General features: G+C 72.7%; 18 protein-coding genes and 1 tRNA gene. 15 read left to right on the top strand and 4 right to left on the bottom strand.

What is annotated here, in order from left to right:
* Window positions 1-57 precede the first annotated feature (57 nt).
* The 9 genes from AC1DXT_RS18085 (at window position 58) to AC1DXT_RS18045 (ending at window position 8,863) form a co-directional block, all read left to right on the top strand.
* Window positions 58-131: transfer RNA gene (locus AC1DXT_RS18085), tRNA-Pro, on the top strand.
* A gap of 72 nt (window positions 132-203) precedes the next feature.
* Window positions 204-1,166 (top strand): DUF389 domain-containing protein, encoded by a 963-nt coding sequence (locus AC1DXT_RS18080; protein ID WP_477062685.1) that lies wholly within the window; start codon window positions 204-206, stop codon window positions 1,164-1,166.
* Window positions 1,167-1,243: 77 nt separating this feature from the next.
* A complete protein-coding gene (locus AC1DXT_RS18075) occupies window positions 1,244-2,533 on the top strand; it encodes a nucleotide disphospho-sugar-binding domain-containing protein (protein WP_477062684.1) in 1,290 nt (429 codons plus the stop codon).
* 187 nt (window positions 2,534-2,720) lie between these two features.
* A complete protein-coding gene (gene tig, locus AC1DXT_RS18070) occupies window positions 2,721-4,124 on the top strand; it encodes a trigger factor (RefSeq protein WP_477062683.1) in 1,404 nt (467 codons plus the stop codon).
* A 215-nt stretch (window positions 4,125-4,339) separates the two neighbouring features.
* Window positions 4,340-4,957 carry an ATP-dependent Clp protease proteolytic subunit gene (locus tag AC1DXT_RS18065; protein ID WP_477062682.1) on the top strand — a complete coding sequence of 206 codons (618 nt, stop codon included), beginning with the start codon at window positions 4,340-4,342 and terminating at the stop codon, window positions 4,955-4,957.
* 42 nt (window positions 4,958-4,999) lie between these two features.
* Window positions 5,000-5,701 carry an ATP-dependent Clp protease proteolytic subunit gene (locus tag AC1DXT_RS18060; RefSeq protein ID WP_477062681.1) on the top strand — a complete coding sequence of 234 codons (702 nt, stop codon included), beginning with the start codon at window positions 5,000-5,002 and terminating at the stop codon, window positions 5,699-5,701.
* A gap of 213 nt (window positions 5,702-5,914) precedes the next feature.
* Window positions 5,915-7,195 carry an ATP-dependent Clp protease ATP-binding subunit ClpX gene (clpX, locus tag AC1DXT_RS18055; protein ID WP_477062680.1) on the top strand — a complete coding sequence of 427 codons (1,281 nt, stop codon included), beginning with the start codon at window positions 5,915-5,917 and terminating at the stop codon, window positions 7,193-7,195.
* Window positions 7,196-7,226: 31 nt separating this feature from the next.
* On the top strand, window positions 7,227-7,541 hold the full coding sequence (locus tag AC1DXT_RS18050) for a chorismate mutase (protein ID WP_477062679.1): 315 nt from the start codon (window positions 7,227-7,229) through the stop codon (window positions 7,539-7,541).
* A gap of 125 nt (window positions 7,542-7,666) precedes the next feature.
* Window positions 7,667-8,863, top strand: a complete 1,197-nt coding sequence (locus AC1DXT_RS18045) for a baeRF2 domain-containing protein (protein WP_477062678.1) — start codon at window positions 7,667-7,669, stop codon at window positions 8,861-8,863.
* Window positions 8,864-8,923: 60 nt separating this feature from the next.
* Here AC1DXT_RS18045 and AC1DXT_RS18040 read toward each other — a convergent pair whose 3' ends face one another.
* Both AC1DXT_RS18040 and valS read right to left on the bottom strand, forming a co-directional pair.
* Window positions 8,924-10,669, bottom strand: coding sequence for an AMP-dependent synthetase/ligase (locus AC1DXT_RS18040; RefSeq protein ID WP_477062775.1), 1,746 nt, complete (start codon window positions 10,667-10,669; stop codon window positions 8,924-8,926).
* A gap of 61 nt (window positions 10,670-10,730) precedes the next feature.
* Complete coding sequence (gene valS, locus AC1DXT_RS18035; protein ID WP_477062677.1) at window positions 10,731-13,367, bottom strand: valine--tRNA ligase; 2,637 nt, start codon at window positions 13,365-13,367, stop codon at window positions 10,731-10,733.
* 174 nt (window positions 13,368-13,541) lie between these two features.
* On the opposite strand from valS, the gene AC1DXT_RS18030 reads away from it, so the two are divergent.
* The gene (locus AC1DXT_RS18030) at window positions 13,542-17,390 is read left to right on the top strand and encodes a Pls/PosA family non-ribosomal peptide synthetase (protein ID WP_477062676.1); all 3,849 of its coding nucleotides are present in this window, start codon (window positions 13,542-13,544) and stop codon (window positions 17,388-17,390) included.
* On the top strand, window positions 17,387-18,715 hold the full coding sequence (locus AC1DXT_RS18025) for a M1 family metallopeptidase (protein ID WP_477062675.1): 1,329 nt from the start codon (window positions 17,387-17,389) through the stop codon (window positions 18,713-18,715). Before AC1DXT_RS18030 ends, AC1DXT_RS18025 begins: the two co-directional genes overlap by 4 nt.
* Here the strand turns inward: AC1DXT_RS18025 and AC1DXT_RS18020 are convergent.
* The gene (locus tag AC1DXT_RS18020) at window positions 18,672-19,379 is read right to left on the bottom strand and encodes a 4'-phosphopantetheinyl transferase family protein (protein ID WP_477062674.1); all 708 of its coding nucleotides are present in this window, start codon (window positions 19,377-19,379) and stop codon (window positions 18,672-18,674) included. The genes AC1DXT_RS18025 and AC1DXT_RS18020 overlap by 44 nt on opposite strands.
* Before the next feature lie 66 nt (window positions 19,380-19,445).
* On the opposite strand from AC1DXT_RS18020, the gene AC1DXT_RS18015 reads away from it, so the two are divergent.
* Both AC1DXT_RS18015 and AC1DXT_RS18010 read left to right on the top strand, forming a co-directional pair.
* Window positions 19,446-20,462 carry a TIGR03557 family F420-dependent LLM class oxidoreductase gene (locus AC1DXT_RS18015; RefSeq protein WP_477062673.1) on the top strand — a complete coding sequence of 339 codons (1,017 nt, stop codon included), beginning with the start codon at window positions 19,446-19,448 and terminating at the stop codon, window positions 20,460-20,462.
* Complete coding sequence (locus AC1DXT_RS18010) at window positions 20,459-21,226, top strand: coenzyme F420-0:L-glutamate ligase (RefSeq protein ID WP_477062672.1); 768 nt, start codon at window positions 20,459-20,461, stop codon at window positions 21,224-21,226. Before AC1DXT_RS18015 ends, AC1DXT_RS18010 begins: the two co-directional genes overlap by 4 nt.
* On the opposite strand, the gene AC1DXT_RS18005 is transcribed toward AC1DXT_RS18010, so the two are convergent.
* Window positions 21,210-21,788, bottom strand: coding sequence for an HhH-GPD-type base excision DNA repair protein (locus AC1DXT_RS18005; protein WP_056092961.1), 579 nt, complete (start codon window positions 21,786-21,788; stop codon window positions 21,210-21,212). The two genes, AC1DXT_RS18010 and AC1DXT_RS18005, sit on opposite strands and share 17 nt — an antisense overlap.
* 66 nt (window positions 21,789-21,854) lie before the next feature.
* Between AC1DXT_RS18005 and AC1DXT_RS18000 the strand changes: the two genes are divergently transcribed.
* Both AC1DXT_RS18000 and AC1DXT_RS17995 read left to right on the top strand, forming a co-directional pair.
* Window positions 21,855-22,193 carry a TM2 domain-containing protein gene (locus tag AC1DXT_RS18000; RefSeq protein WP_477062671.1) on the top strand — a complete coding sequence of 113 codons (339 nt, stop codon included), beginning with the start codon at window positions 21,855-21,857 and terminating at the stop codon, window positions 22,191-22,193.
* A 119-nt stretch (window positions 22,194-22,312) separates the two neighbouring features.
* Window positions 22,313-23,197 carry an ABC transporter ATP-binding protein gene (locus AC1DXT_RS17995; protein ID WP_477062670.1) on the top strand — a complete coding sequence of 295 codons (885 nt, stop codon included), beginning with the start codon at window positions 22,313-22,315 and terminating at the stop codon, window positions 23,195-23,197.
* The last annotated feature ends 2 nt before the right edge of the window (window positions 23,198-23,199 follow it).

Here is a 23,199-nt window from a genome sequence, read left to right as displayed (position 1 = left end):
TGCGCAGGGGCGTCTCGTGCACCCACCTCGCCCGCCCGGGCCGCGGTCGGGTGCGCACGGGGTGTGGCGCAGGTTGGTAGCGCGTCCGCTTTGGGAGCGGAAGGTCGTGGGTTCGAATCCCGCCACCCCGACAGAGTCACACGAGAGCGAGCCGGCCGGAGCGGCTCCCACGTCTGCCCGTCCGACGACGAGACACTGACCCCGTGCTGCACCTGCGGATCTCGGTCCCGGCGGACCTCACGAGCGGCGTCGTCGCCGTGCTCGAGCGCGCGCCCGCGGTGAGCAGCCTGGCGGTCCTCGACGGTGCATCACGGCGACCTGAGGGCGACGTCGTGCTCGCGGACGTCGCGAGGGAGGCGGCCAACGACCTCTGCGACGAGCTCCTGGAGCTCGGCGTGCAGCGCGAGGGCACGCTCACGATCGAGCCGGTGGACACGTGGGTATCGCAGCCGGGCTACGACGCCGAACGGCTCGCCCCCGGCAGCAGCGCGGACGCCGTGGTGTGGATCGACGTCACGCGGCGTGCCTACGCGGAGTCGGAGCTCAACTGGACGTACCTGAGCTTCATGAGCCTGGCGACGCTCATCGCCGCCATCGCCATCGTGCTCGACTCGCAGATCCTGGTCATCGGCGCGATGGTGCTCGGGCCGGAGTTCGTGCCGATCGCCGCCCTCGGCATCGCGCTGGTCCGCCGCCGGTTCCACCTGCTCCGGATGGCGCTCTGGACCCTGGTGGTCGGGTTCCTCCTCGCCATCCTCCTCACGTGCGTGGCGGCGCTCGCGGCCAAGCAGCTCGGCTGGGTGACGCTCGAGCAGGTCACGGCTCCCCGGCCGGGCACGGAGTTCATCTACACGCCCGACAAGTGGTCGTTCATCGTGGCGGTCATCGCCGGGGCCGCGGGGGTGCTGTCGCTCACGTCGGCGCGGGTCGGTGGGCTCGCGGGTGCCTTCATCTCGGTGACCACCGTGCCTGCCGCGGGCAACGTCGCGCTCGGCCTGGCGTTCGGGCAGCTGGTCGAGGTCCGCGGCAGCGCGCTCCAGCTCGGCATCAACATCGTGGGCATGGCCCTCGCGGGGTGGCTGACGCTCGTCTTCCAGAAGACCGTGTGGAACCGCTTCGCCGACCGGCGCGAGCGCCTGCGCGCGAGGATCTTGCGCCGCGACTGAGCCCGGGATGTATCAGGGCGAATCGCCCAGGGTCTTGTTCAGGGACTGTTTCCCCGACACCCCTGGGAGATCCCCCCATGAGCAGGATCCTGTTCACCCTCACCCCCGTCACCGGCCATGTGCGCCCTGCGCTGCCGCTCGCCCGCGCGCTCGTCGGCGAAGGGCACGAGGTCGTCGTCTACACGGGCACCAAGTTCGCCGAGGCGGTCCTGGCGACCGGTGCGAAGCATGCACCGATCGTGCAGGGCCGCGACCTCGACGACGCGGAGTTCGACGCCTGGTCGGTCGCGCAGGGTGCACCGGCGCCGGGCATCAAGCGGCTGCAGTGGGACGTGCGGCACCACTTCGTCGGCACCGTGCCGGGTTTCCTGGCCGACCTGGACGGCATCGTCGCCGCCGAGCGGCCCGACGTCCTCGTCATGGACAACGGGTTCGTCGCGGGCGCGATCGCCGCGCGCCGGTACGACCTGCCCTCCGTCCTGTTCTCCGTCTCGCCGCTGGCGATCTCGAGCAAGGACACGGCCCCGTTCGGTCTGGGCCTGCAGCCGCCGCGGACCGGGTTCGACGGCCTGCGCTACGCGGCGCTCGGCTGGTTCATCGAGAAGGTGCTGTTCCGGGACTCGCAGAAGGCGGCGGAACGCGTGGTCGCCGACGCCGGCCTGCCGGTGCCCGACGGGTTCTTCCTCGACTGGGTGCAGACGTCCGCCACCCAGGTGCTGCACCCCTCGGTGCCGTCGTTCGAGTACCCCCGCAGTGACCTGCCGGAGAACGTCGAGCTGGTCGGACCGTTCCTGCCGGCGGGTGTCGACCGCTTCGAACCGCCCGAGTGGTGGGACGACGTGCGCGAGGCGCGCGCCACCGGTCGTCCGGTCGTCCTCGTCACGCAGGGGACGGTCGCCACCGACCCGGAGCGGCTGCTCTGGCCGGCCATCGACGCCCTCGCCGACGAGGACGTCCTGGTGATCGCGACCACCGAGCCCGCGGGCTACCCGGCGAACGTGCGGGCCACCCCGTTCGTGCCGTTCGACCGACTCCTGCCGATGGTGGACGTGATGATCACCAACGGCGGGTTCGGGGGCGTCCAGCAGGCGCTCGCGTCCGGGGTGCCCGTGCTCGTCGCGGGTCGCTCCGAGGACAAGGCCGAGGTGGGTGCGCGGGTGGTGTGGTCCGGCGTCGGCCTCGCGCTCCCGACCGACAGGGTCACGGACGCGACGACGTCCGAGGCCGTCCGCGACGGTGTGCGCCGGTTGCTGGACAACCCGTCGTTCGCGCGGCGGGCCGGCGAGCTCGCCGCCGAGTACGCGGAGCACGACGGCGTCGGGCGTGCGGTGTCCGTCATCACGGAGGTCGCGGGTCTCGCTCGATGACGGGGCGACGGGCGTGGGCGGTCCCACAGCCTCTCGGCTTGGGAGCGCCGCCCGCCGTGGCGTAAGGTCGAGGGTCGCCAGCGTGCGGTCGTCGGCCCGTTCTCGGGCGTGCGACGGCGCGCGGCCCGAAGCACCGGAGATCGCCGGAGTCGCCGGCGCCCGCCCCGATCAGTTGGAGACCATCGAAGTGAAGAGCGCCGTCGAGACCCTGGAGCCCACCAAGGTCAAGCTGACCGTCGAGGTGACCTACGACGAGCTCAAGCCGAGCATCGAGCACGCGTACGAGCACATCGCTCAGGACGTCGTCGTCCCGGGCTTCCGCAAGGGCAAGGTGCCGCCGCGCATCATCGACCAGCGCGTCGGCCGCCCCGCCGTCCTCGAGCACGCGATCAACGAGGGCCTGTCCGGCTTCTACGCCGAGGCCGTCCGCGAGAACAAGCTGCGCCCGCTGGGCCAGCCCGAGGTCGAGGTCACCAAGATCCCCGGCCTGACCGCCGCGCCCGCCGGCGAGGAGGGTGAGCTGCACTTCACCGCCGAGGTCGAGGTGCGCCCCGAGATCACGGTCCCGGCGCTCGACGGCATCGCCGTCACGGTCGACGACGTCGAGGTCTCCGACGAGGACGTCGCCGCCCGCCTGGACGCCCTGCGCGAGCGCTTCGGCACCCTGGTCGGCGTGGACCGCCCCGCGGCCGAGGGCGACTTCGTCGTCATCGACCTCACCGCCACCATCGGCGACGAGCCGGTCGACACCGTGTCCGGCGTCAGCTACCAGATCGGCTCGGGCAACATGCTCGAGGGCCTCGACGAGGCGCTCACGGGCCTGTCGGGCGGCGAGACCACCACGTTCGAGACGGCCCTCGCGGGCGGCGAGCACGCCGGCGAGACCGCCCAGGTGAGCGTCACCGCCACCACGGTCAAGGAGCGGCAGCTGCCCGACGCCGACGACGACTTCGCCCAGCTGGCCAGCGAGTTCGACACGCTCGAGGAGCTGACCGCGGACCTGCGCACGCAGGCGTCGAGCATCAAGGCGTCCAACCAGGCCGTGCAGGCCCGTGACCTGCTGCTCGAGCAGCTGCTCGCCGCCACCGAGATCCCCGTCCCGTCGGGCGTCGTCGAGGCCGAGGTGCACCGTCACCTCGAGGGCGAGGGCCGGCTCGAGGACGACGAGCACCGCGCCGAGGTCGGCGAGCAGGCCACCACGGCGCTGCGCAACCAGATCCTCCTGGACACCTTGGCCGAGCAGCTGGAGATCAAGGTCAGCCAGAACGAGCTGCTCGACTACCTGGTGAACGCGTCGCGCCAGTACGGCATGGACCCGAACACCTTCATCCAGACCATCGACCAGCAGGGCCAGATCCCGACGATGGTCGCCGAGGTCGCCCGCTCGAAGGCGCTCGCCGTCGCGCTGCGCCGCGTCGCCGTCACCGACGGCTCCGGCCAGGCCGTGGACCTCTCGGAGTTCATCGGGTCCGACGAGGAGGACGCAGCGGACGTCGCCGCGACCTCCTCGGCCCCGTCAGACGCCGCCGCCGACATCGCGGCCTTCGACGAGTTCGACGACGTCGAGACCGCCGAGGACACGAAGGCCTGACGCCTCTCTCCTGAAGGCCCCGCACCGATGCCCGGTGCGGGGCCTTCGGTCTTCTCCCGGGTCCGCGGGGCCAGGCTCTGCCGTCAGCGAAAACGCTCGGTGCGGGGCCATGGACGGGTGCCGCTGCGCGTTAGGGTCACTGCATCGCACGGGTCCCCGACAGGGGAGGACCGCGCGGTGCAGGACAGACGTCACCGTCAGATGAGGGAGCCTTCGTGAACGAGCTAGTGCCGATGATGGCCAGGGCGGACGGCCCGGCCTTCGGCCTCAATGACTCCATCTACAACCGACTGCTCCGCGAGCGCATCATCTGGCTCGGCTCCGAGGTGCGCGACGAGAACGCCAACGCCATCTGCGCGCAGATGATGCTGCTGGCCGCGGAGGACCCCGACAAGGACATCTGGCTGTACATCAACTCGCCCGGTGGCTCGATCACCGCGGGCATGGCGATCTACGACACCATGCAGTACATCCAGCCGGACGTCGCGACGATCGCGATGGGCATGGCGGCCTCGATGGGCCAGTTCCTGCTCTCGTCGGGCGCCCAGGGCAAGCGCTACGCCCTGCCGCACGCGCGCGTGATGATGCACCAGCCCTCGGGCGGCATCGGCGGCACCGCGACCGACGTGCGGATCAACGCCCAGCTGATCCTCCACATGAAGACCGTGCTCGCCGAGCTCACCGCGGCGCAGACCGGCAAGAGCGTCGACCAGATCAACGCCGACGCCGACCGCGACCGCTGGTTCACCGCGCCCGAGGCCCTCGAGTACGGCTTCGTCGACCACGTCGTCGAGAGGGCTGCCACCGTCGCCGGTGGTGGCGGCACGGCCTGACGGCCGGCCTCCCTCTGACCCCTTCATCTTGAGGAGAAGCTCATGAGCATGGAATCCCAGTTCATGGCGCGCGCGGGCATGCTGGCCGGCCCCGGCGGTCTCGCACCGTCGTCGCCCGCCGCCCGCTACGTGCTGCCGCAGTTCGAGGAGCGCACGGCCTACGGCTTCAAGCGCCAGGACCCGTACACCAAGCTGTTCGAGGACCGCATCATCTTCCTCGGCGTGCAGGTGGACGACGCCTCGGCCGACGACGTCATGGCCCAGCTGCTGGTGCTGGAGAGCACCGACCCGGACCGCGACATCATCCTGTACATCAACTCGCCCGGCGGCTCGTTCACGGCGCTCACGGCGATCTACGACACGATGCAGTACATCAAGCCGCACATCCAGACGGTCTGCCTCGGGCAGGCTGCCTCGGCGGCGGCCGTGCTGCTCGCGGCGGGCTCGCCCGGCAAGCGCCTGGCCCTGCCCAACGCGCGCGTGCTCATCCACCAGCCCGCGATGGAGGGTGGCGGCTACGCGCAGGCGTCCGACATCGAGATCCACGCCAACGAGCTGATCCGGATGCGCGAGTGGCTCGAGCTGACCATCGCGCACCACACGGGGCGTGACATCGAGCTGGTCCGCAAGGACATCGAGCGCGACAAGATCCTCACGGCCCAGCAGGCGCTGGAGTACGGGATCGTCGACCAGGTGCTGGCCAGCCGCAAGGGCGTCATCCCGACGACCGTGCAGCCCAAGTAGTCCTCCGGGGAGCCGGGTCCGCTGCCTGCGGACCCGGCTCCGCTGCTGGGCGACGGGTGACACCCGTGACAACCGGTGCTGACGCGTGCCGTGTGTTCGGCTGACATCCCGGCCCCGGTGGTGTGCAATGGGGGAGGACGCGCGCCTCGCGGGGCGACGCACGTACGACGCACCGCCCGACGGGCGGAGGGCGACACGAGGAAGGGGATCGACGTGGCTCGTATCGGGGACGGAGCCGATCTCCTCAAGTGTTCCTTCTGCGGCAAGTCGCAGAAGCAGGTCAAGAAGCTGATCGCGGGCCCGGGCGTCTACATCTGCGACGAGTGCATCGAGCTCTGCAACGAGATCATCGAGGAAGAGCTGGCCGAGGCCACCGAGGTCGGCCTGGTCGAGCTGCCCAAGCCGAAGGAGATCTTCGACTTCCTCGAGCAGTACATCATCGGCCAGGAGTCGGCCAAGCGGGCCCTCGCGGTCGCGGTGTACAACCACTACAAGCGGGTCCAGGCCGGTGAGTCGCGCACGTCGACGACCGACGACCACATCGAGATCGCGAAGTCGAACATCCTGCTGGTCGGCCCCACGGGCACCGGCAAGACCTACCTCGCGCAGACCCTGGCCCGCATGCTGAACGTCCCCTTCGCGATCGCGGACGCCACGGCCCTCACCGAGGCGGGCTACGTCGGCGAGGACGTCGAGAACATCCTGCTCAAGCTCATCCAGGCCGCCGACTACGACGTCAAGAAGGCCGAGTCGGGGATCATCTACATCGACGAGATCGACAAGATCGCCCGCAAGAGCGAGAACCCGTCGATCACGCGTGACGTCTCCGGCGAGGGCGTCCAGCAGGCGCTGCTGAAGATCATCGAGGGCACCACGGCCTCGGTCCCGCCGCAGGGTGGTCGCAAGCACCCGCACCAGGAGTTCATCCAGATCGACACCACGAACGTGCTGTTCATCGTGGCCGGCGCGTTCTCGGGGCTCGACGACATCATCGCGGCCCGTGCGCGCAAGCGTGTCGTCGGCTTCGGCGCCCCGCTGCTGGACTCGGTGGACGAGGGCGACCTGTTCGCGGAGGTCCGTCCCGAGGACCTGCAGAAGTACGGACTGATCCCCGAGTTCATCGGGCGGCTGCCCGTCGTCGCCGCGGTCTCCCGCCTCGACCAGGACGCGCTCGTGCGGATCCTCACGGAGCCCAAGAACGCGCTGGTCAAGCAGTACCAGCGGATGTTCCAGATCGACGGCGTGGAGCTCGAGTTCGACGAGGACGCCGTGGCCTCGATCGCCGACCAGGCCCTCCTGCGCGGGACCGGGGCACGCGGGCTGCGGGCCATCATGGAAGAGGTCCTCCAGCAGGTGATGTTCGAGGTGCCCAGCCGCGACGACGTGGGCCGGGTGGTCATCACGCGCGAGGTGGTGCTCGAGAACGTCAACCCGACGCTCATCCCTCGGGACACCGAGCAGGAGAAGCGCACACCCCGCGAGAAGAGCGCCTGACCGTCCGGGGTTCCCGCCTAGGATCGCGTCCGTGAGCGACCTGCCGACCCCGATCCCCGCTGAGCTGGCCCGCCTGCGCGGGAGCATCGACAACATCGACGCCGCGCTCGTCTACCTGCTCGCGGAGCGTTTCAAGGCGACGCAGCAGGTCGGCGTGCTGAAGGCGACCAGCGGTCTGCCGCCGTCGGACCCGGCACGTGAGGAGCAGCAGGTCGCGCGCCTGCGGGAGCTCGCGCGCACCGCGGACCTCGACCCCGTGTTCGCGGAGAAGTTCCTCGCGTTCATCGTCGAAGAGGTCATCCGGCACCACGAGGCCATCGCCGAGGACCACGCCCGAGGCGCCTGATTATTCGGGGTGGCGCGGCGCCCCCTGGGGGCGGAGGGTAGGAGGGGTCAGCTCCGGCATGCCGCGCGGGGGCGGATCACGCGTGCGCGGTCGCCGGGGACGATCGACACCGGAGGTACTTGCCCATGGATCTGCACTGGCTCAAGCCGCTGCTCGGACGCCCGGCACCGTTCACGACCGTCTACCTCGACGCGACGCGCAACGGTGCGACGGGTGACGCCGAGGCGGCTGACCGCTGGAGGGCCGTCCGACGCTCTCTCGAGCGCGACGGCGCACCGGCCTGGGTGCTGGACCAGATCGCCGACGTGGTCTCGGTCCCCACCGGTGTGCGCGCCCCCCACGGGCGGGTGGTCGTGGCCGACGCCCAAGGGGTGGTGGTCGACCGCGTGCTCTCCGAGCCTCCGGCCCAGTCCCACGCGGTGTTCGGTCCCGCGCCGGCCCTGCTCCCGGCCGTGCGCGCCGCCGACGAGACCGTCTCTTACCTGCTGGTCGAGGTGGACCGCAACGGAGCGGACCTCACCTGGGCTGCCGGTGGCACCGTACGCACCGAGGGTGGCCCGGAGACCGAGACCGTCGACGGTGGGCACGACGACGTGCACAAGACGCGCGAGGGCGGTCTCGACCGGCGCAGCCAGACGCGAGCGGAGGACTCCTGGGGTCGCAATGCCGAGGCGGTCGCGGCCGTGCTGGACAAGCGCGTCGCGGAGCGCAAGCCCGACCTCGTGGTGATCACGGGCGACGTGCGCGCCACCAAGCTCGTCTGCGAGGCCGTCGGCCAGCAGGCGCGTGAGCTGGTGGTCGAGGTGCAGGGTGGGTCGCGCGGTGAGGGCGTCAACCAGGGAGCGTTCGCGGCACGGGTCAAGGAGACGCTCGAGGCGTTCCGCACCCGGCGGCGGCAGGCGGTGCTCGACCGGTTCCGCGAGGCGCAGGGCCGCGGCGACGGTGCCGTCACCGCCCTGGGTGACGTGATCGAGGTGCTCCGGCGCGGCCAGGTGGCGGAGCTGGTGCTGCAGGTCAGCGTGCTCACCACGGGCCTGGCGGAGCGGACCCTGTGGGTCGGGCCCGAACCCCTGCAGCTGGCGACGAGCGCGGGGGACCTCCAGTCGATCGGCGTCACGGAGAACGCGCGCGAGATGGACGCGAACGTGGCCCTCGTCCGTGCCGCGCTGGCGCAGGACGCGGGCGTCACGTTCGCCGAGGACGGCGCGGTCGACCTGGTGGACGGCATCGGCGCGGTGCTGCGCTGGTCTGACGACTCCACGCCCAGCGAGGCGGTCCCCACCCAGTCCGCCGACCAGGCCCGCCTGCGCACGGTCGTCTAGACACTGCGACTTCCGCACTCGAGCGGTCTGAGCCTCCTTGAGTGCGGACGTCGCGTGTGGTCAGTCGGTGCTGCGGGTGTCCGTGTAGAGCGTGTCGATGTCCGCGGCGAAGTCCTTGAGCACCAGGGCGCGCTTCACCTTCATCGACGGGGTGAGGTAGCCGTTCGTCTCGGTGAAGTCCGTGGTGAGCACGCGGAGCTTGCGGATTGACTCGGCGCGGGAGACTGCCTCGTTGGCGCGCTCGGCGGCACGGTCCAGCGCCTCGAGGACCGCGGGGTACGTCGCGGCGTCGTCGACCGACATGGCGGGCAGGCCGTGGTTGGACAGCCAGCCGGGGAGCATGTCGGCGTCGAGCGTGACGAGCGCTCCGATGAAGGGCCGCTGGTCACCGACCACGACGACCTGGCTGACCAGCGGGTGCCCGCGCAGGCGGTCCTCGAGCACGGCGGGGGCGACGTTCTTGCCGCCCGCGGTGACGATGATCTCCTTGGTGCGGCCGGTGATCCGCAGGCACCCGTCCTCGTCGATCGTCCCGAGGTCGCCGGTGCGGAACCACCCGTCCACCAGCGCCTCGGCGGTGGCCTCGGGATCGTGCCGGTACCCGCGGAACACGTGCGGGCCCGAGACGAAGATCTGGCCCTCGTCGTCGACCCGGACGGCCGTGCCGGGGTACGCGGGCCCGACGGTGCCGATCGTGGTGACCCCGGGACGGCTGACGGTCGTGGCCGCGGTCGTCTCGGTGAGGCCGTAGCCCTCGAGCACCTCGACGCCGATGCCGCGGTAGAAGTGCCCGAGCCGCTCACCCAGGGGGGCGCCGCCGGAGATCGCGAACTCGGCCCGCCCGCCCAGCGCCGCGCGGAGCTTGGCGTGCACCAGCCTGCCGGCGAGGGCGTGGCGGGCACGCAGGGCGGCACCGGGCCCACCGGTCTCCAGGGAGCGCGAGTAGTCCTCGGCGGCCTTCGCGGCCCAGCGGAAGAGCTTGAGCTTGGTCCCCGAGCCGGCCTTCTGCTCCGCCGAGTTGTAGACCTTCTCGAAGACGCGGGGCACCGCCAGGATGAACGTCGGCTGGAACGTCCCGAGGTCCGCGAGCAGGTTCTTGGCGTCCGGCGTGTGTCCGAGCACGGCACCGGAGGGAACGCACAGCACCTGGATGAACCGCGCGAACACGTGCGCGAGCGGCATGAACAGCAGGGTGCGCGAGTGCGGCATCGCGACGACCTCGCCCAGCCCGGCGACCCCGTTGCGGGTGATGGCCACGAAGTTGCCGTGCGTGAGCTCGACGCCCTTGGGTCGACCCGTGGTGCCCGACGTGTAGATGACGGTCGCGAGGTCGTCCGCGCGGGCCAGCGCGCTGCGGCGTCGGATCTCCTCGTCGAGGACGCCGGTCCCGGCGTCGACCAGCGTGGCGACCGCGCCCTCGTCGATGACCAGCACCTCGCGCAGGCCTGGGAGGTCGTCGCGGACCTGGGCGACGACGGCCGCGTGCTTGGCCGTCTCCACGACCGCGAGCCGGACGCCGGCGTCGGCCATGATCCAGCGGACCTGCTCGGCCGACGACGTCTCGTAGACCGGCACGCCCAGGGCTCCGGCCGCCCAGCAGGCGAAGTCGAGCAGGGTCCACTCGTAGCGCGTGCGGGACATGATCGCGATGCGGTCGCCCGGCTGGACACCGCGCGCGACCAGGCCCTTCGCCACCGCGGTGACCTCGGCGTCGAACTCGGCGACCGTCACCGCGGTCCAGGTGCCGTCGACCACCCGCTCCGCGAACACCCCGGAAGGGTCGCGCAGGAGCCGCTCGGCGAGCATGCCCGGGATGCTGTCGGCGGGGTCCAGCTCCACCAGGGACTCGGAACGTGACTCGCGCACGTCAGGCCTTCGGAGCCGGCGGGACCAGCACGGCGTCGCGTGCCACGCACGTCTCCCCGTCACCGTCCACCAGCGTCAGGGTTCCGGTGACCCGGCCGGCCGCCCGGATGTCGTCGAGCGACACCTCGATGCCGGGTCGCAGCGCGGCGGGCACGACGAGCTCGACCGACGTGATCTCCGTGCGCATCGACAGCTTGGCCTCGGACTTCACCTTGCGCAGCGCAGTGAGTGCGGACCCGGCGGCACCGACGACGGCGGGGTCGGCCGGGGTGCGCAGCGGCTCCGCGGACGGCCACGGCGCGCGATGCACCGATCCCTGGCGCCACCACGACCAGACCTCCTCGGTGGCGAACGGGAGCACCGGCGCGAACAGGCGCAGCAGCACGTCCAGCGCGATCGCGAGGGCAGCGCGGGCGGACCCGCTCTCCGCCGACGGGTCGCCGTAGGCGCGGTCCTTGACCAGCTCGAGGTAGTCGTCGCAGAACGTCCAGAAGAACGTCTCGGTCAGCTCGAGCGCGCGCGTGTGGTCGTACGCGACCAGGGCCGCGGTGGCCTTGTCGACGACGTCCGCGAGACCGGCCAGCATGGCGCGGTCGATCTCCACGGTGACCAGCGACGGGTCCAGGGCGAGCGGCTCGTCGGCGGCACCGAACGAGAGCGCGAACTTGGAGGCGTTGAGCACCTTGATGGCCAGGCGGCGGCCGATCTTCATCTGGCCGATCTCGAACGCCGCGTCGGTGCCGAGCCGCGCCGAGGCCGCCCAGTACCGGACCGCGTCCGAACCGTGCTCCTCCAGCAGGCCCATGGGGGTGACCACGTTGCCCTTGGACTTCGACATCTTCTTGCGGTCCGGGTCGAGGATCCAGCCGCTGATCGCCGCGTCGGACCACGGCAGCGAGCCGTGCTCCAGGTGCGAGCGGACCACCGTGGAGAACAGCCAGGTGCGGATGATGTCCTGGCCCTGGGGGCGCAGGTCCATGGGGAAGACGCGGCTGAACAGGTCCGGGTCGGTGCGCCAGCCGCCGACGATCTGCGGGGTCAGGGAGCTGGTGGCCCACGTGTCCATGATGTCGGGATCGGCCGCGAACCCGCCGGGCACGCCGCGCTGCTCGGCCGTGTAGCCGGCGGGCACGTCGGAGGACGGGTCGATGGGCAGCTGGTCCTCGGACGGCAGCAGGGGCTTGTCGTGCTGCGGCTCGCCGTGCTCGTCGAGCGGGTACCAGACCGGGAAGGGCACGCCGAAGAACCGCTGGCGCGACACGAGCCAGTCGCCGTTGAGGCCGCTGACCCAGTTCTCGTAGCGGACCTTCATGAAGTCGGGGTTGAACCCCAGCTGGGCGCCGCGGGCGAGCAGCTCGTCGCGCAGGGCCTCGTCGCGCCCGCCGTTGCGGATGTACCACTGGCGGCTGGTGACGATCTCGAGGGGCTTGTCGCCCTTCTCGTAGAAGTTCGCCTTGCGCTGGGTGTTCACCGGCTCGCCGTCCAGGTCGCCCGTCTCGCGGAGCCCCCCGACGACCGCCTCGCGTGCGGAGAACGTGGTCTTGCCGGCCAGCTCCTCGTAGCGGGCGCGCGGGCCGTCGCCCACGAGCCACTCCGGGGTGTCGCGCAGGATGCGGCCGTCGCGGCCCACCACCGAGCGCGTCGGCAGCTGCAGCTCGCGCCACCACTGCACGTCCGTGAGGTCACCGAACGTGCAGCACATCGCGATGCCGGCGCCCTTGTCGGGCTCCGCCAGGGTGTGTGCGAGGACCGGGATCTCCACGTCGAACAGGGGGGAGCGGACCGTGGTGCCGAACAGGTGCTGATAGCGCTCGTCGTCGGGGTGCGCGATGAGCGCGACGCAGGCGGGGAGCAGCTCGGGGCGGGTGGTCTCGATGTAGACCGGACCACCGACACCGTGGAACGCGACCCGGTGGAACGCCCCGGGGTAGTCGCGGGCCTCGAGCTCGGCCTGGGCGACCGCGGTCTGGAACGTGACGTCCCACAGGCCCGGGGCCTCGGCCTGGTAGGCCTCGTCGCGCGCGAGGTTGCGCAGGAACGCCTGCTGCGCGACCGCCCGGGACTCGGCGGACACCGTCTGGTACGTGCGGGACCAGTCGACCGACAGGCCGAGCCGGCGCCAGAGGGCCTCGAACAGGCGCTCGTCCTCGACGGTCAGGCGCTCGCACAGCTCGACGAAGTTCTTGCGGCTGACCGGCAGCTGGGGGCCGGACTTGCCCTCGCCGCCCTCGAACGGCGGAGTGAACTCCGGGTCGTACGGCAGCGACGGGTCGCAGCGCACGCCGTAGTAGTTCTGCACGCGACGCTCGGTGGGCAGGCCGTTGTCGTCCCAGCCCATCGGGTAGAACACCTCGCGGCCGCGCATCCGCTGGAAGCGGGCCACGACGTCGGTGTGCGTGTACGAGAACACGTGGCCGACGTGCAGGGAGCCCGACACCGTGGGCGGGGGCGTGTCGATCGAGTAGATCTGCTCGCGGGTAGCGGTGCGGTCGAACGCGTACAGGTCCTGGGCGGTCCATGCCTCGTCCCAGCGGTCCTCGACACCCTCGAGGGAGACCCGGTCCGGTACCTGCCGCGTGCCCGTGAGGAGAGTGGGGTCCTGCTGCACGGGAGGCACGGTGAAGGCGTCGGAGCTCATGGTCCGACATCTTCCCAGATCGGCGGGCCTCCACGCTCCGGCGACGATCAGGCGAACAGTCGGTGAACGAGGGCGGTCCGGTCGCGGCGCGCCGCGACGCCGGTGCGAAGATCGCCACTCGCCGGGTCGTGAGCGCATGATCGGGAGGACACGAGCGGGCGGGGAGGCTGGGCGATGTCTGCCGAGGGGTTCCTCCGGTCCGACCGGGCACCTGCACCGCGCACGCTGCTGGACGTCCTGGAGGGCACCGTCGCCGTGCACGGGGACGCGCAGGCCATCGACGACGGCAGCACGGTCCTGACCTACCGGGAGCTGGCCGAGGCCGTCCGCGCGTCCGCGGCCGGGCTCGCGGGCGTGGGCATCGGGCCCGGCGACCGCGTCGGTGTGCGCATCCCGTCGGGCACGGCGGAGCTCTACACGGCGATCCTCGCGGTGCTGGCGGCGGGGGCGGCCTACGTGCCGGTCGACGTCGACGACCCCGACGAGCGCGCCAGGACCGTCTTCCGGGAGGCCGGGGTCGCACGTGTGCTCACGGAGGGGGACCTGGCGACCCTGCGGACGCGCGCGGAGACACGTCACCCGGGGCTCGACGACGACGCGTGGATCATCTTCACCTCGGGCTCCACCGGCGCACCGAAGGGGGTCGCGGTCACGCACCGGTCGGCAGCCGCCTTCGTGGACGCCGAGGCGCGGCTGTTCCTCCAGGCGGCACCCCTCGGCCCCGGCGACCGCGTGCTGGCAGGGCTGTCGGTGGCGTTCGACGCGAGCTGCGAGGAGATGTGGCTCGCGTGGGCGCACGGCGCCTGCCTCGTCCCGGCGCCGCGGGCCCTGGTGCGCACCGGCATGGACCTCGGTCCGTGGCTGGTGGCGCAGGGCATCACCGTCATCTCGACCGTGCCGACGCTCGCGGGGCTCTGGCGGTCCGAGGAGCTGGCCGGCGTGCGGCTGCTCATCTTCGGCGGAGAGGCCTGCCCGCCCGAGCTCGTCGCGCGGCTGGTGGGGGAGGGCCGCGAGGTCTGGAACACCTACGGACCGACCGAGGCGACCGTCGTCGCGTGCGCGGCGCTGCTGACCGGTGACGGGCCGGTGCGCATCGGCCATGCCCTCGACGGGTGGGACCTCGCCGTCGTCGCGCCCGACGGGACGCAGGTCGACGAGGGCGCGCTGGGCGAGCTGATCATCGGTGGCGTCGGGCTCGCGCGGTACCTCGACCCGGTCAAGGACGCAGAGAAGTACGCCCCGGCCGAGCCGCTGGGCTGGGCGCGGGCGTACCGCAGCGGGGACCTGGTGCGGTACGAGGCCGAGGGGCTGCTGTTCGTCGGGCGCGCGGACGACCAGGTGAAGGTCGGTGGCCGACGGATCGAGCTGGGCGAGGTCGACTCCGCGCTGCTCGGGCTGCCCGGCGTGGCCGGTGCTGCTGCCGCGGTCCGGCGGACCCCGGCGGGCACCTCGGTGCTCGTCGGCTACCTGGTTCCCGAGCCCGGCGTCACGCTGGACCTGGCCGACGCCCGGCACCGGCTGATCGGCTCGCTGCCGGCGGCGCTCGTGCCGCTGCTCGCGCCCGTGGAGTCGATCCCGACGCGCGGCTCCGGGAAGGTCGACCGCGACGCGCTGCCGTGGCCGCTGGAACGGGCGGGCACCCACTCGTCAGTGTCGGCACCGCCCGTCGGCCTCAGCGCGACAGGGGAGTGGGTGGCGGAGCGCTGGACGGCGGCGCTCGGCGTCCCGGTCGCAGGCCCGCGCGACGACTTCTTCGCCGCCGGCGGGGGAAGCCTCGTGGCCGCCCAGCTGGTCAGCGCCCTGCGCGAGCGCTTCCCGACGGTCACCGTCGCCGACGTGTACGAGTACCCGCGGATCGGGGACCTGGCCCGCCGGCTCGACGAGTTCGAGCCCGCCGCCGCCGCGGAGACGCGCGTGGTGGCGCCGACCCCGCTGCGGGCGCAGGTGCTGCAGACGGTGCTCGGCCTGCCGCTCGCCGCGCTCGTTGGGCTGCGGTGGCTCACCTGGCTGCTGGTCGCGGACGCGGTGCTCGTCGCGGCCACCGGAGCAGCGTGGGTGCCGGTCGTCCCCGGCGTGTGGTGGTGGGTGGCGCTCGGGTGGTTGGTGCTCCTGAGCCCGCTCGGCCGGATGGGGACCACCGTGCTCGTCGCCCGCACGCTGCTGCGCGGGCTGCGTCCGGGCCGCTACCCCCGGGGTGGTTCGGTGCACCTGCGCCTCTGGTTCACCGAGTCCTGGGCGGCAGCGGCCGGCGCAGAGAACCTCTCGTGCGCACCCTGGACCGCGACGTACGCGCGGGCGCTCGGGGCGACCGTCGGCAAGAACGTCGACCTGCACGCGCCGCCTCCGGTCACCGGGCTGCTCACGCTCGGCAACGGGTGCTCGGTCGAGCCGGAGGTGGACCTGCGCGGGCACTGGCTCGACGGCGACGTGCTCCGGGTCGGGCGCGTCCGGATCGACAAGCGCGCGACGGTCGGCACCCGCAGCACGCTCGCCCCCGGCACCCGCGTCGGCGCCTGGTCCGAGGTCGCCCCGGGCTCCGCGGTCCTCGACTCCGTCCCGCCCGGCGAGCTGTGGGTCGGGTCCCCGGCGGTGTTCGACGGGCCGGCCCGGCGGCACTGGCCGCGCGACCGCGCGCCACGGGCGCGCCGCTGGGTGGCGATCTACGGGGCGACCGCTGCCGCGCTCGCGGCCCTGCCGGTCGTCGCCGTCCTGTGCGGGCTGCTGGTCGTCGGCGTGGCGCTGCGCGGGGCCACCACGCCGGCGGAGGCGGCGGTCGACGCGCTGCGGGCGGTGCCGCTGGCCGCGGTCACGGTCGTCGTGGTGCTCGCGCTCGTCACGCTCGCCGCCGTGCGGCTGCTCGGGCTCGGGTTCCGCGAGGGGTACCACGCGGTGCACAGCCGCGCGGGCTGGCAGGTCTGGGCGACGCTGCGGTTGATGGACGACGCCCGCACGACGCTGTTCCCGCTCTACTCCAGCCTCGCGACCCCGGTCTGGTTGCGGCTGCTCGGGGCCGACATCGGCAAGGACGTGGAGGCGTCGACCGCCCTCATGCTCCCCACGCTCACGACCGTGGGCGAGGGCGCGTTCCTCGCCGACGACACCCTGATCGGGTCGTACGAGCTGGGGCACGGCTGGCTGCGGGTCGAGCGGAGCAAGGTGGGCAAGCGCGCGTTCCTGGGCAACTCGGGGATGATCGCGCCGGGCCGCACGGTGCCCAAGCGCGGTCTGGTCGCGGTGCTCTCGGCGACGCCGGAGGACGCCCGCGCGGGCACCAGCTGGCTCGGCTCGCCGCCGGTGAGGCTGCGACGGACCGCCGGCGAAGGCGACGACGCCCGGACGTTCGCTCCGCCGACGCGCCTGCGGGTGGCCCGTGCGCTGGTCGAGCTCTGCCGGATCGTGCCCGTGATCTGCACCGTCGGGCTGGGGGTGCTCGTCCTGCTGGTGCTCCAGGCGGTGCTCGACGCCCGCGGGCTCGGGGCGGCCGCGGCGATCTCCCCGCTGGTCGTGCTGGCGGCCGCCCTGGTCGCGTGCGCGCTGGCGACGGTGACGAAGTGGCTGCTCGTCGGCCGGCTGCGACCGGGCGACCACCCGCTGTGGAGCTCGTTCGTGTGGCGCAACGAGCTGGCGGACACGTTCCTCGAGGTGGTCGCGGTGCCGTGGCTCGGACCGGCCACCATCGGCTCACCGGCGCTCACCATCTGGCTGCGGACGCTCGGCGCCCGGATCGGCCGCGGGGTCTGGTGCGAGACGTACTGGCTGCCCGAGGCGGACCTGGTCACCCTCGGCGACGCGGCCACGGTGAACCGCGGGTGCGTGCTGCAGACACATCTGTTCCATGATCGGGTGATGAGCATGGACACGGTGGAGCTGGGGCGCGGCGCGAGCCTCGGCCCGCACGGGGTGGTGCTGCCCGCGGCGAGCCTCGACGACGGAGCGCGGGTGGGCCCGGCGTCCCTCGTGCTGCGCGGCGACACCATCCCCGCGGGGTCGCGCTGGACCGGGAACCCGGTGGCCCCGGCGTGACGCAGCCGCCCGAGGACCCCTACCTGCCCGGCAGGCCCGACGGGGGTCTGAGCGTGGACCGGTACGAGCTCGACCTCGACTACCGCGTGGCCACCAACCGGCTCGACGCCCGCGCGGTGCTGCACGCCCGCGCGACCCGACCGCTGGACCGCGTCTCGGTGTCCCTGCACGGGCTGCGCGTCACCCAGGTCCTGGTGGGCGGGAAGCGCCCGGAGCGGTGGACCCACAGGGAGGGGCGGATCGCGATCCGGCTGGGTCGGGCGGTCGACGCGGGCACGAGCCTGCCGATCGAGGTGCGCTACAGCGGGCAGCCCGGTCCCGTACGCGGGCCTTGGGGCGAGGTCGGCTGGGAGGAGCTCGAGGACGGTCTCATCGTCGCGGGCCAGCCCGACGGCGCACCCACGTGGTTCCCGTGCCACGACAGCCCGGCGGACAAGGCGAGCTTCACGGTCACGGTCACGGCGGAGGCCGGCTACGAGGTGCTCGCCAACGGCTCCCTGGTCTCCCGCACCCCGCGCGCCGGGCGCACGCGGTGGGTGTACGAGCAGCCGGAGCCCATGGCGCCCTACCTCGCCACGCTCCAGGTCGGGCGCTACGAGCGGGTCCCGACGAGCCTGTCCTCGCAGGTGCTCGTCCCGCCGCGGCTGCGCGCCGCAGCGCTGCACGACCTCGACCGGCAGCCCGCGATGATGGCGCTCTTCGAGCACAGGTTCGGCCCCTACCCGTTCGCGGGGTACACGGTCGTGGTCACCGACGACGTCCTGGAGATCCCGCTCGAGGCGCAGGGGCTCGCCGTGTTCGGGGCGAACCACATGGACGGACGGCGCGGGTCGGAGCGGCTGGTGGCGCACGAGCTCGCGCACCAGTGGTTCGGGAACAGCCTGACCGTCGGGCGGTGGCGGGACATCTGGCTGCACGAGGGCTTCGCCTGCTACGCCGAGTGGCTGTGGTCACAGGAGTCGGGGGGCTGGACGGCCGACCGGCATGCCCGGTCCGCGCGCGCCCGTCTGGCGGCGCTCCCGCAGGACCTGGTCATCGGCGACCCGGGACCCGGCGGCATGTTCGACGACCGGCTCTACAAGCGCGGCGCGCTCACCCTGCACGCCCTGCGGCTCGCGGTCGGGGACGACGCGTTCTTCGCGATCCTGCGGACCTGGACCGCGCGCCACCGGCACGGGACGGTGAGCACCGAGCTGTTCGTCGCGTGCGCGTCGGAGGTGTCCGGGACCTCGGTGGCACTGCTCGTGGAGGCCTGGGTCTACCGGCCGGCCCTGCCCGAGCTCAGCCCCGACCGGCCAGCCGCACCTGCGTCACCCGCACGCTGACCAGGCCGGCTGCGCGTACGGCGAGAGCACCGATCGCCCCGACCGCCGGGTCGAGGTCCTGGAGGTGCCACGGCCCGACCGGTCCTCGCTCGATGCGCGGCGGCTCGTCTCCGGGGCCGAGCACGAGGCTGCGCGGATCGACGTCGAGCCCGCACCCGACGGCCTTGAGCACGGCTTCCTTGCGCACCCAGGTGCGCAGCTGCGCCTCGCCGTCGACCGCGCGGGCCTCGTCGGCGCCGAGCACGACGTCGTCGAACCCGTCGAAGACGCGGCCGGTCGGGCGTTCGACGTCGATGCCGACCTCGTCCGCGCGCGTCGTCGCGACGACGACGGTCCCCGCGGTCCGGGAGAGGCTCAGATGAGGGGGCGCGGTCCAGCGCGCGTCGTCGGGCACGCTGCGCCACGACGCGCTCGGTCGACCGTGCGCGCGGCTCCCGCAGCGGGGGCAGCGGCGGTGCAGCTCGACCGAGCCGGCGGTCACCCCGGCCCACGAACCGACCGCGGTCCGCGCCAGCAGCAGGGACGACGCGATCCCGTCCCGCGCCTCCGCCGTCCGGATCGTCGCGACGCGGTCGCGCTCGCCGGGCGTCAGTGCGCCGAGGAGCTCGTCGGCGGGAACGGTGTGCGCCCAGTGCACCTCGATCGCCACGGTGTCGTCGCTCACGGGCATCATCCTGCCTGGTCGCGCGGTTAGGGTGATCGACGACGAGGGCCCACGAAGGAGCAATGGATGGCAACGGTCACGGCGGACGGCCTCACGGTCGGGTACGCGGCGATGCTCGAGCAGTTCCACCCGACCGAGGCGGTCGAGCTGTCCGTCCACGCGGAGGCCCACGGGTTCTCCGGGGTCATGGCGGCCGACCACTACCAGCCGTGGGTGCCGGCGCAGGGGCAGGCGGCGTTCGTCTGGAACGTGCTGACCGCGCTGGGGGAGCGCACGACGGGCGACATCGGCCCCGGCGTCACCGCCCCGACGTTCCGGTGGCACCCCGCGATGGTGGCGCAGGCGTCGGCCACCCTCGCCGCGATGTACCCGGGCCGGCACTGGCTGGGCCTGGGCTCGGGCGAGGCCCTGAACGAGCACATCGTCGCCAACTACTGGCCCGAGGCCCCCGAGCGGATCAACCGCATGTTCGAGGCCATCGACATCATCAAGAAGCTGTTCGCGGCGTCGATCGCGGGCAAGGACGTCAAGCACGCCGGGCAGTTCTACAAGCTGGAGTCCACGCGCCTGTGGACCATGCCCGAGGTCGCCCCCGAGATCCTCGTCGCGACGGCCGGTCCCGTGACCGCCAAGCGCGCCGGGCGGCTGGCCGACGGGCTCATCACGGTCGGCGCACCGCTGGAGAAGATCTCCGGGTTGTTCGGCAAGTTCGACGAGGGCGCGCGCGAGGCCGGCAAGGACCCCGAGGCGATGCCGAAGGTCCTGCAGCTGCACCTGTCGTGGGCCGAGACCGACGAGCTGGCCCTGGCGCACGCGATGCACGAGTGGCCCAACGGCGGCATGAAGTTCCCCAAGGCCGACATCCGCTCGCCGTTCGACTTCGAGCAGATGGCCAAGCTGGTGCGCCCGGAGGACTTCGAGGGCCGGATGGTCATCTCGGCGGACCCCGACAAGCACCGCGCCGAGATCCAGAAGTACGTGGACCTCGGGTTCGACCGCATCTACCTGCACAACGTCGGGCGCAACCAGCGCGAGTGGATCGAGACGTTCGGGGCGGACGTGCTGCCCAACCTGGTGCGATGAGCTCCCGCCTCGAGGTCTGGGCGCCCGACGGGCTGCCCGAGATCGCGCCCGGCGACGACCTCGTGCAGCTGCTCGCCGAGCTGCTCCGCGACGACCCGCTGATCGACGGTGACATCCTCGTCCTGACCAGCAAGGTGGTCTCCAAGGCCGAGGGCCGCGTGGTCTCCGCCGACGACCGCGAGCAGGCGATCACCGACGAGACCGTCCGCGTCGTCGCGACCCGCGAGCACGCCTCGGGGGTCACCCGGATCGTGGAGAACCGGCTCGGCCTCGTCATGGCCGCGGCCGGCGTCGACGCCTCCAACACCCCCGAGGGCACCGTGCTGCTGCTGCCGCTCGACCCGGACGCGTCCGCGCGGCGGATCCGGGCGGGGCTGTCGGCGGCGTTCGGCGTCCGGGTGGGGGTCGTCATCACCGACACCGCCGGGCGCCCGTGGCGGCAGGGTGTCACCGACATCGCCATCGGCGCCGCGGGACTCGTCGTGCTCGACGACCTGCGCGGTCAGGTGGACACGTTCGGTCGGCCGCTGATCATGACGCAGGCCGCGGTGGCCGACGAGATCGCGTCGGCCGGCGAGCTGGTCAAGGGCAAGGCCGAGGGGCGGCCGCTCGCGGTCGTGCGCGGCCTCGGGCACCTGGTGACCGACGACGACGGACCGGGCGCGCGCGTGCTCGTCCGGCTCGGCGACGAGGACATGTTCCAGCAGGGCAGCGCCGAGGCGTACTCGCAGGGCTGGAAGGACGCCCTCAGGGGCCAGCCGTAGCCTTCGCGGCCGCCTTCGCCGCCTGCTTGGTGGCCCGGACCTCGCTCAGCGAGACCGGGTCGGTGACGTCCGCGATGGACCGGCGCGCCCCGGGCTCCCCGTAGGCGCCGGCGGCCTCGGCCCAGCCGGTCGGCTGCACGCCGCGCTGCTTGCCGAGCAGGGCCAGGAAGATCCGCGCCTTCTGGTCGCCGAAGCCCGGCAGCGCCTTGAGCCGCTTCAGCACCGTCGGCCCGTCCGGGTCGCCGTCGGTCCACAGCCGCGTGACGTCCCCGTCGTAGTCGCGCGCGACCGCGGCGGCCACCGCCTGGATCCGGCCGGCCATCGAGCCCGGGTAGCGGTGCACCGCGGGAGGCGTCGCGCACAGGGCCGCGAACGTCTCGGGGTCGGCCTCCGCGATGCGGTGGACGTCGAGGCCGTCCATGCGGGCGGCGATCTTGGCGGGACCCGCGAAGGCCGACTCCATGGTCACCTGCTGGTCCAGGAGCATGCCGATGAGCAGGGCGAACGGGTCGTCGGTGAGGAGCTGGTCGGCGGTCGGGTCGCCGGTGAGCCAGAGAGTCATGACAGTGATCCTCTCGCGAGTCCCGGACACGCCCAAGACGGTTCCGCCGGCCGATAAGGTCGCGCCATGGCGATGTACCCCCCGGGACCGTACGGCTACCCGGTGCACGATCCGGGGGCGCCCTACGGCCGGGACCCGTTCACGGGGCAGCCGCTGTCGGACAAGCAGAAGCTCGTCGCCGGCCTGCTGCAGATCTTCCTCGGGACGCTGGGCGTCGGGCGGTTCTACACCGGGCACACGAGCATCGCGGTCACGCAGCTCGTCCTCACGGTCGTCGGGTGGATCACCGCGTTCCTCCTCGTCGGCCTCGTGCTCGTCTTCGGCGTGGCCGTCTGGGCGTTCATCGACGGCGTGATGCTGCTGGCCACCGACAGCACGGACTCCCGCGGCCTCAAGCTCCGGTAGCGGTGATCGGGCGACCTCCCGGCGCGGCGGTGGGTTCCGGCCGGTCGGACGCGGCGCCGCGCGTATGTTTGCCCGGTGCACCCGACTCCCGGCCGAGGGAAGGCAGTGCCGTGCCCGCGATGACGCAGGAGGCCCGCCCCCTCGTGGAGTGCGAGTCGCTCGTCCGCATCCACCAGCACGGCTCCGTCGAGGTGCAGGCGCTGCAGGGACTGGACCTCACGGTGGGCGCCGGGGAGATGATCGCGGTCGTCGGGCCGTCCGGTGCGGGCAAGTCCACGCTGCTGTCGGTGCTCGCGGGCGCGGACCTGCCGACGGCGGGCAGTGTGCGGGTGGCGGGCTGGGACCTCACGGCGTTGACCCGCGCGCAGCGCCTCGCCTACCGGCGTGACGTCGTCGGGTTCGTCCGCCAGCAGACCGCGCGCAACCTCGTGCAGTACCTCACGGCGCGCGGCAACGTCGAGCTGCCGCTCGCGCTGGCCGGCCGCGGGCCGCGAGCCCGTCGTGCCCGCGCCGACGAGCTGCTGGAAACGGTCGGGGTCGGCCACTGCGCCGACCGGCTGCCGTCGCAGATGTCCGGGGGCGAGCAGCAGCGCACCGCGATCGCGGTCGCACTCGCCAACGGGCCCCGGCTCCTGCTGGCCGACGAGCCGACGGGCGAGCTCGACTCCGCCACGGCGCAGGAGGTGTTCGACACCCTGCGGCTCGCGCAGCACGAGGCCGGCGTGACGGTCGTCGTGGTGACGCACGACCCGGCCGTGAGCGACCAGGTAGAACGCACCGTCGCGGTCCGGGACGGCCGGACCAGCACCGAGGTGCTGCGCCGGACGGAGGTCGCGGAGGACGGTGCGTCCCGGGTGATCGCGCAGGAGTACGCGGTCATGGACCGTGCCGGACGCGTCCAGGTTCCCCGCGAGTACCGGGAGGCCCTGGCACTGACGCGGCGGGTACGGCTCGCGCTCGAGGCTGACCGCGTCTCGCTGCTGCCCGACGTGGTCGCCCGGTGAGC

The organism is Cellulomonas sp. P1_G12_2 (assembly GCF_056405535.1).
The sequence above is the reverse complement of the archived record's forward strand: the minus strand, read 5'-3'. Positions and strand labels throughout refer to the sequence as shown.

Bases quoted from the DNA above. Each gene is read 5' to 3' on its own strand.
- AC1DXT_RS17995 (WP_477062670.1), top strand. From the start codon at position 22,313: ATGACGCAGGAGGCCCGCCCCCTCGTGGAGTGCGAGTCGCTCGTCCGC.
- AC1DXT_RS18010 (WP_477062672.1), top strand. From the start codon at position 20,459: ATGAGCTCCCGCCTCGAGGTCTGGGCGCCCGACGGGCTGCCCGAGATC.
- AC1DXT_RS18060 (WP_477062681.1), top strand. From the start codon at position 5,000: ATGAGCATGGAATCCCAGTTCATGGCGCGCGCGGGCATGCTGGCCGGC.
- AC1DXT_RS18005 (WP_056092961.1), bottom strand. From the start codon at position 21,788: ATGACTCTCTGGCTCACCGGCGACCCGACCGCCGACCAGCTCCTCACC.
- AC1DXT_RS18045 (WP_477062678.1), top strand. From the start codon at position 7,667: ATGGATCTGCACTGGCTCAAGCCGCTGCTCGGACGCCCGGCACCGTTC.
- AC1DXT_RS18075 (WP_477062684.1), top strand. From the start codon at position 1,244: ATGAGCAGGATCCTGTTCACCCTCACCCCCGTCACCGGCCATGTGCGC.
- AC1DXT_RS18015 (WP_477062673.1), top strand. From the start codon at position 19,446: ATGGCAACGGTCACGGCGGACGGCCTCACGGTCGGGTACGCGGCGATG.
- valS (WP_477062677.1), bottom strand. From the start codon at position 13,367: ATGAGCTCCGACGCCTTCACCGTGCCTCCCGTGCAGCAGGACCCCACT.
- AC1DXT_RS18030 (WP_477062676.1), top strand. From the start codon at position 13,542: ATGTCTGCCGAGGGGTTCCTCCGGTCCGACCGGGCACCTGCACCGCGC.
- AC1DXT_RS18000 (WP_477062671.1), top strand. From the start codon at position 21,855: ATGGCGATGTACCCCCCGGGACCGTACGGCTACCCGGTGCACGATCCG.
- AC1DXT_RS18040 (WP_477062775.1), bottom strand. From the start codon at position 10,669: ATGCTCGCCGAGCGGCTCCTGCGCGACCCTTCCGGGGTGTTCGCGGAG.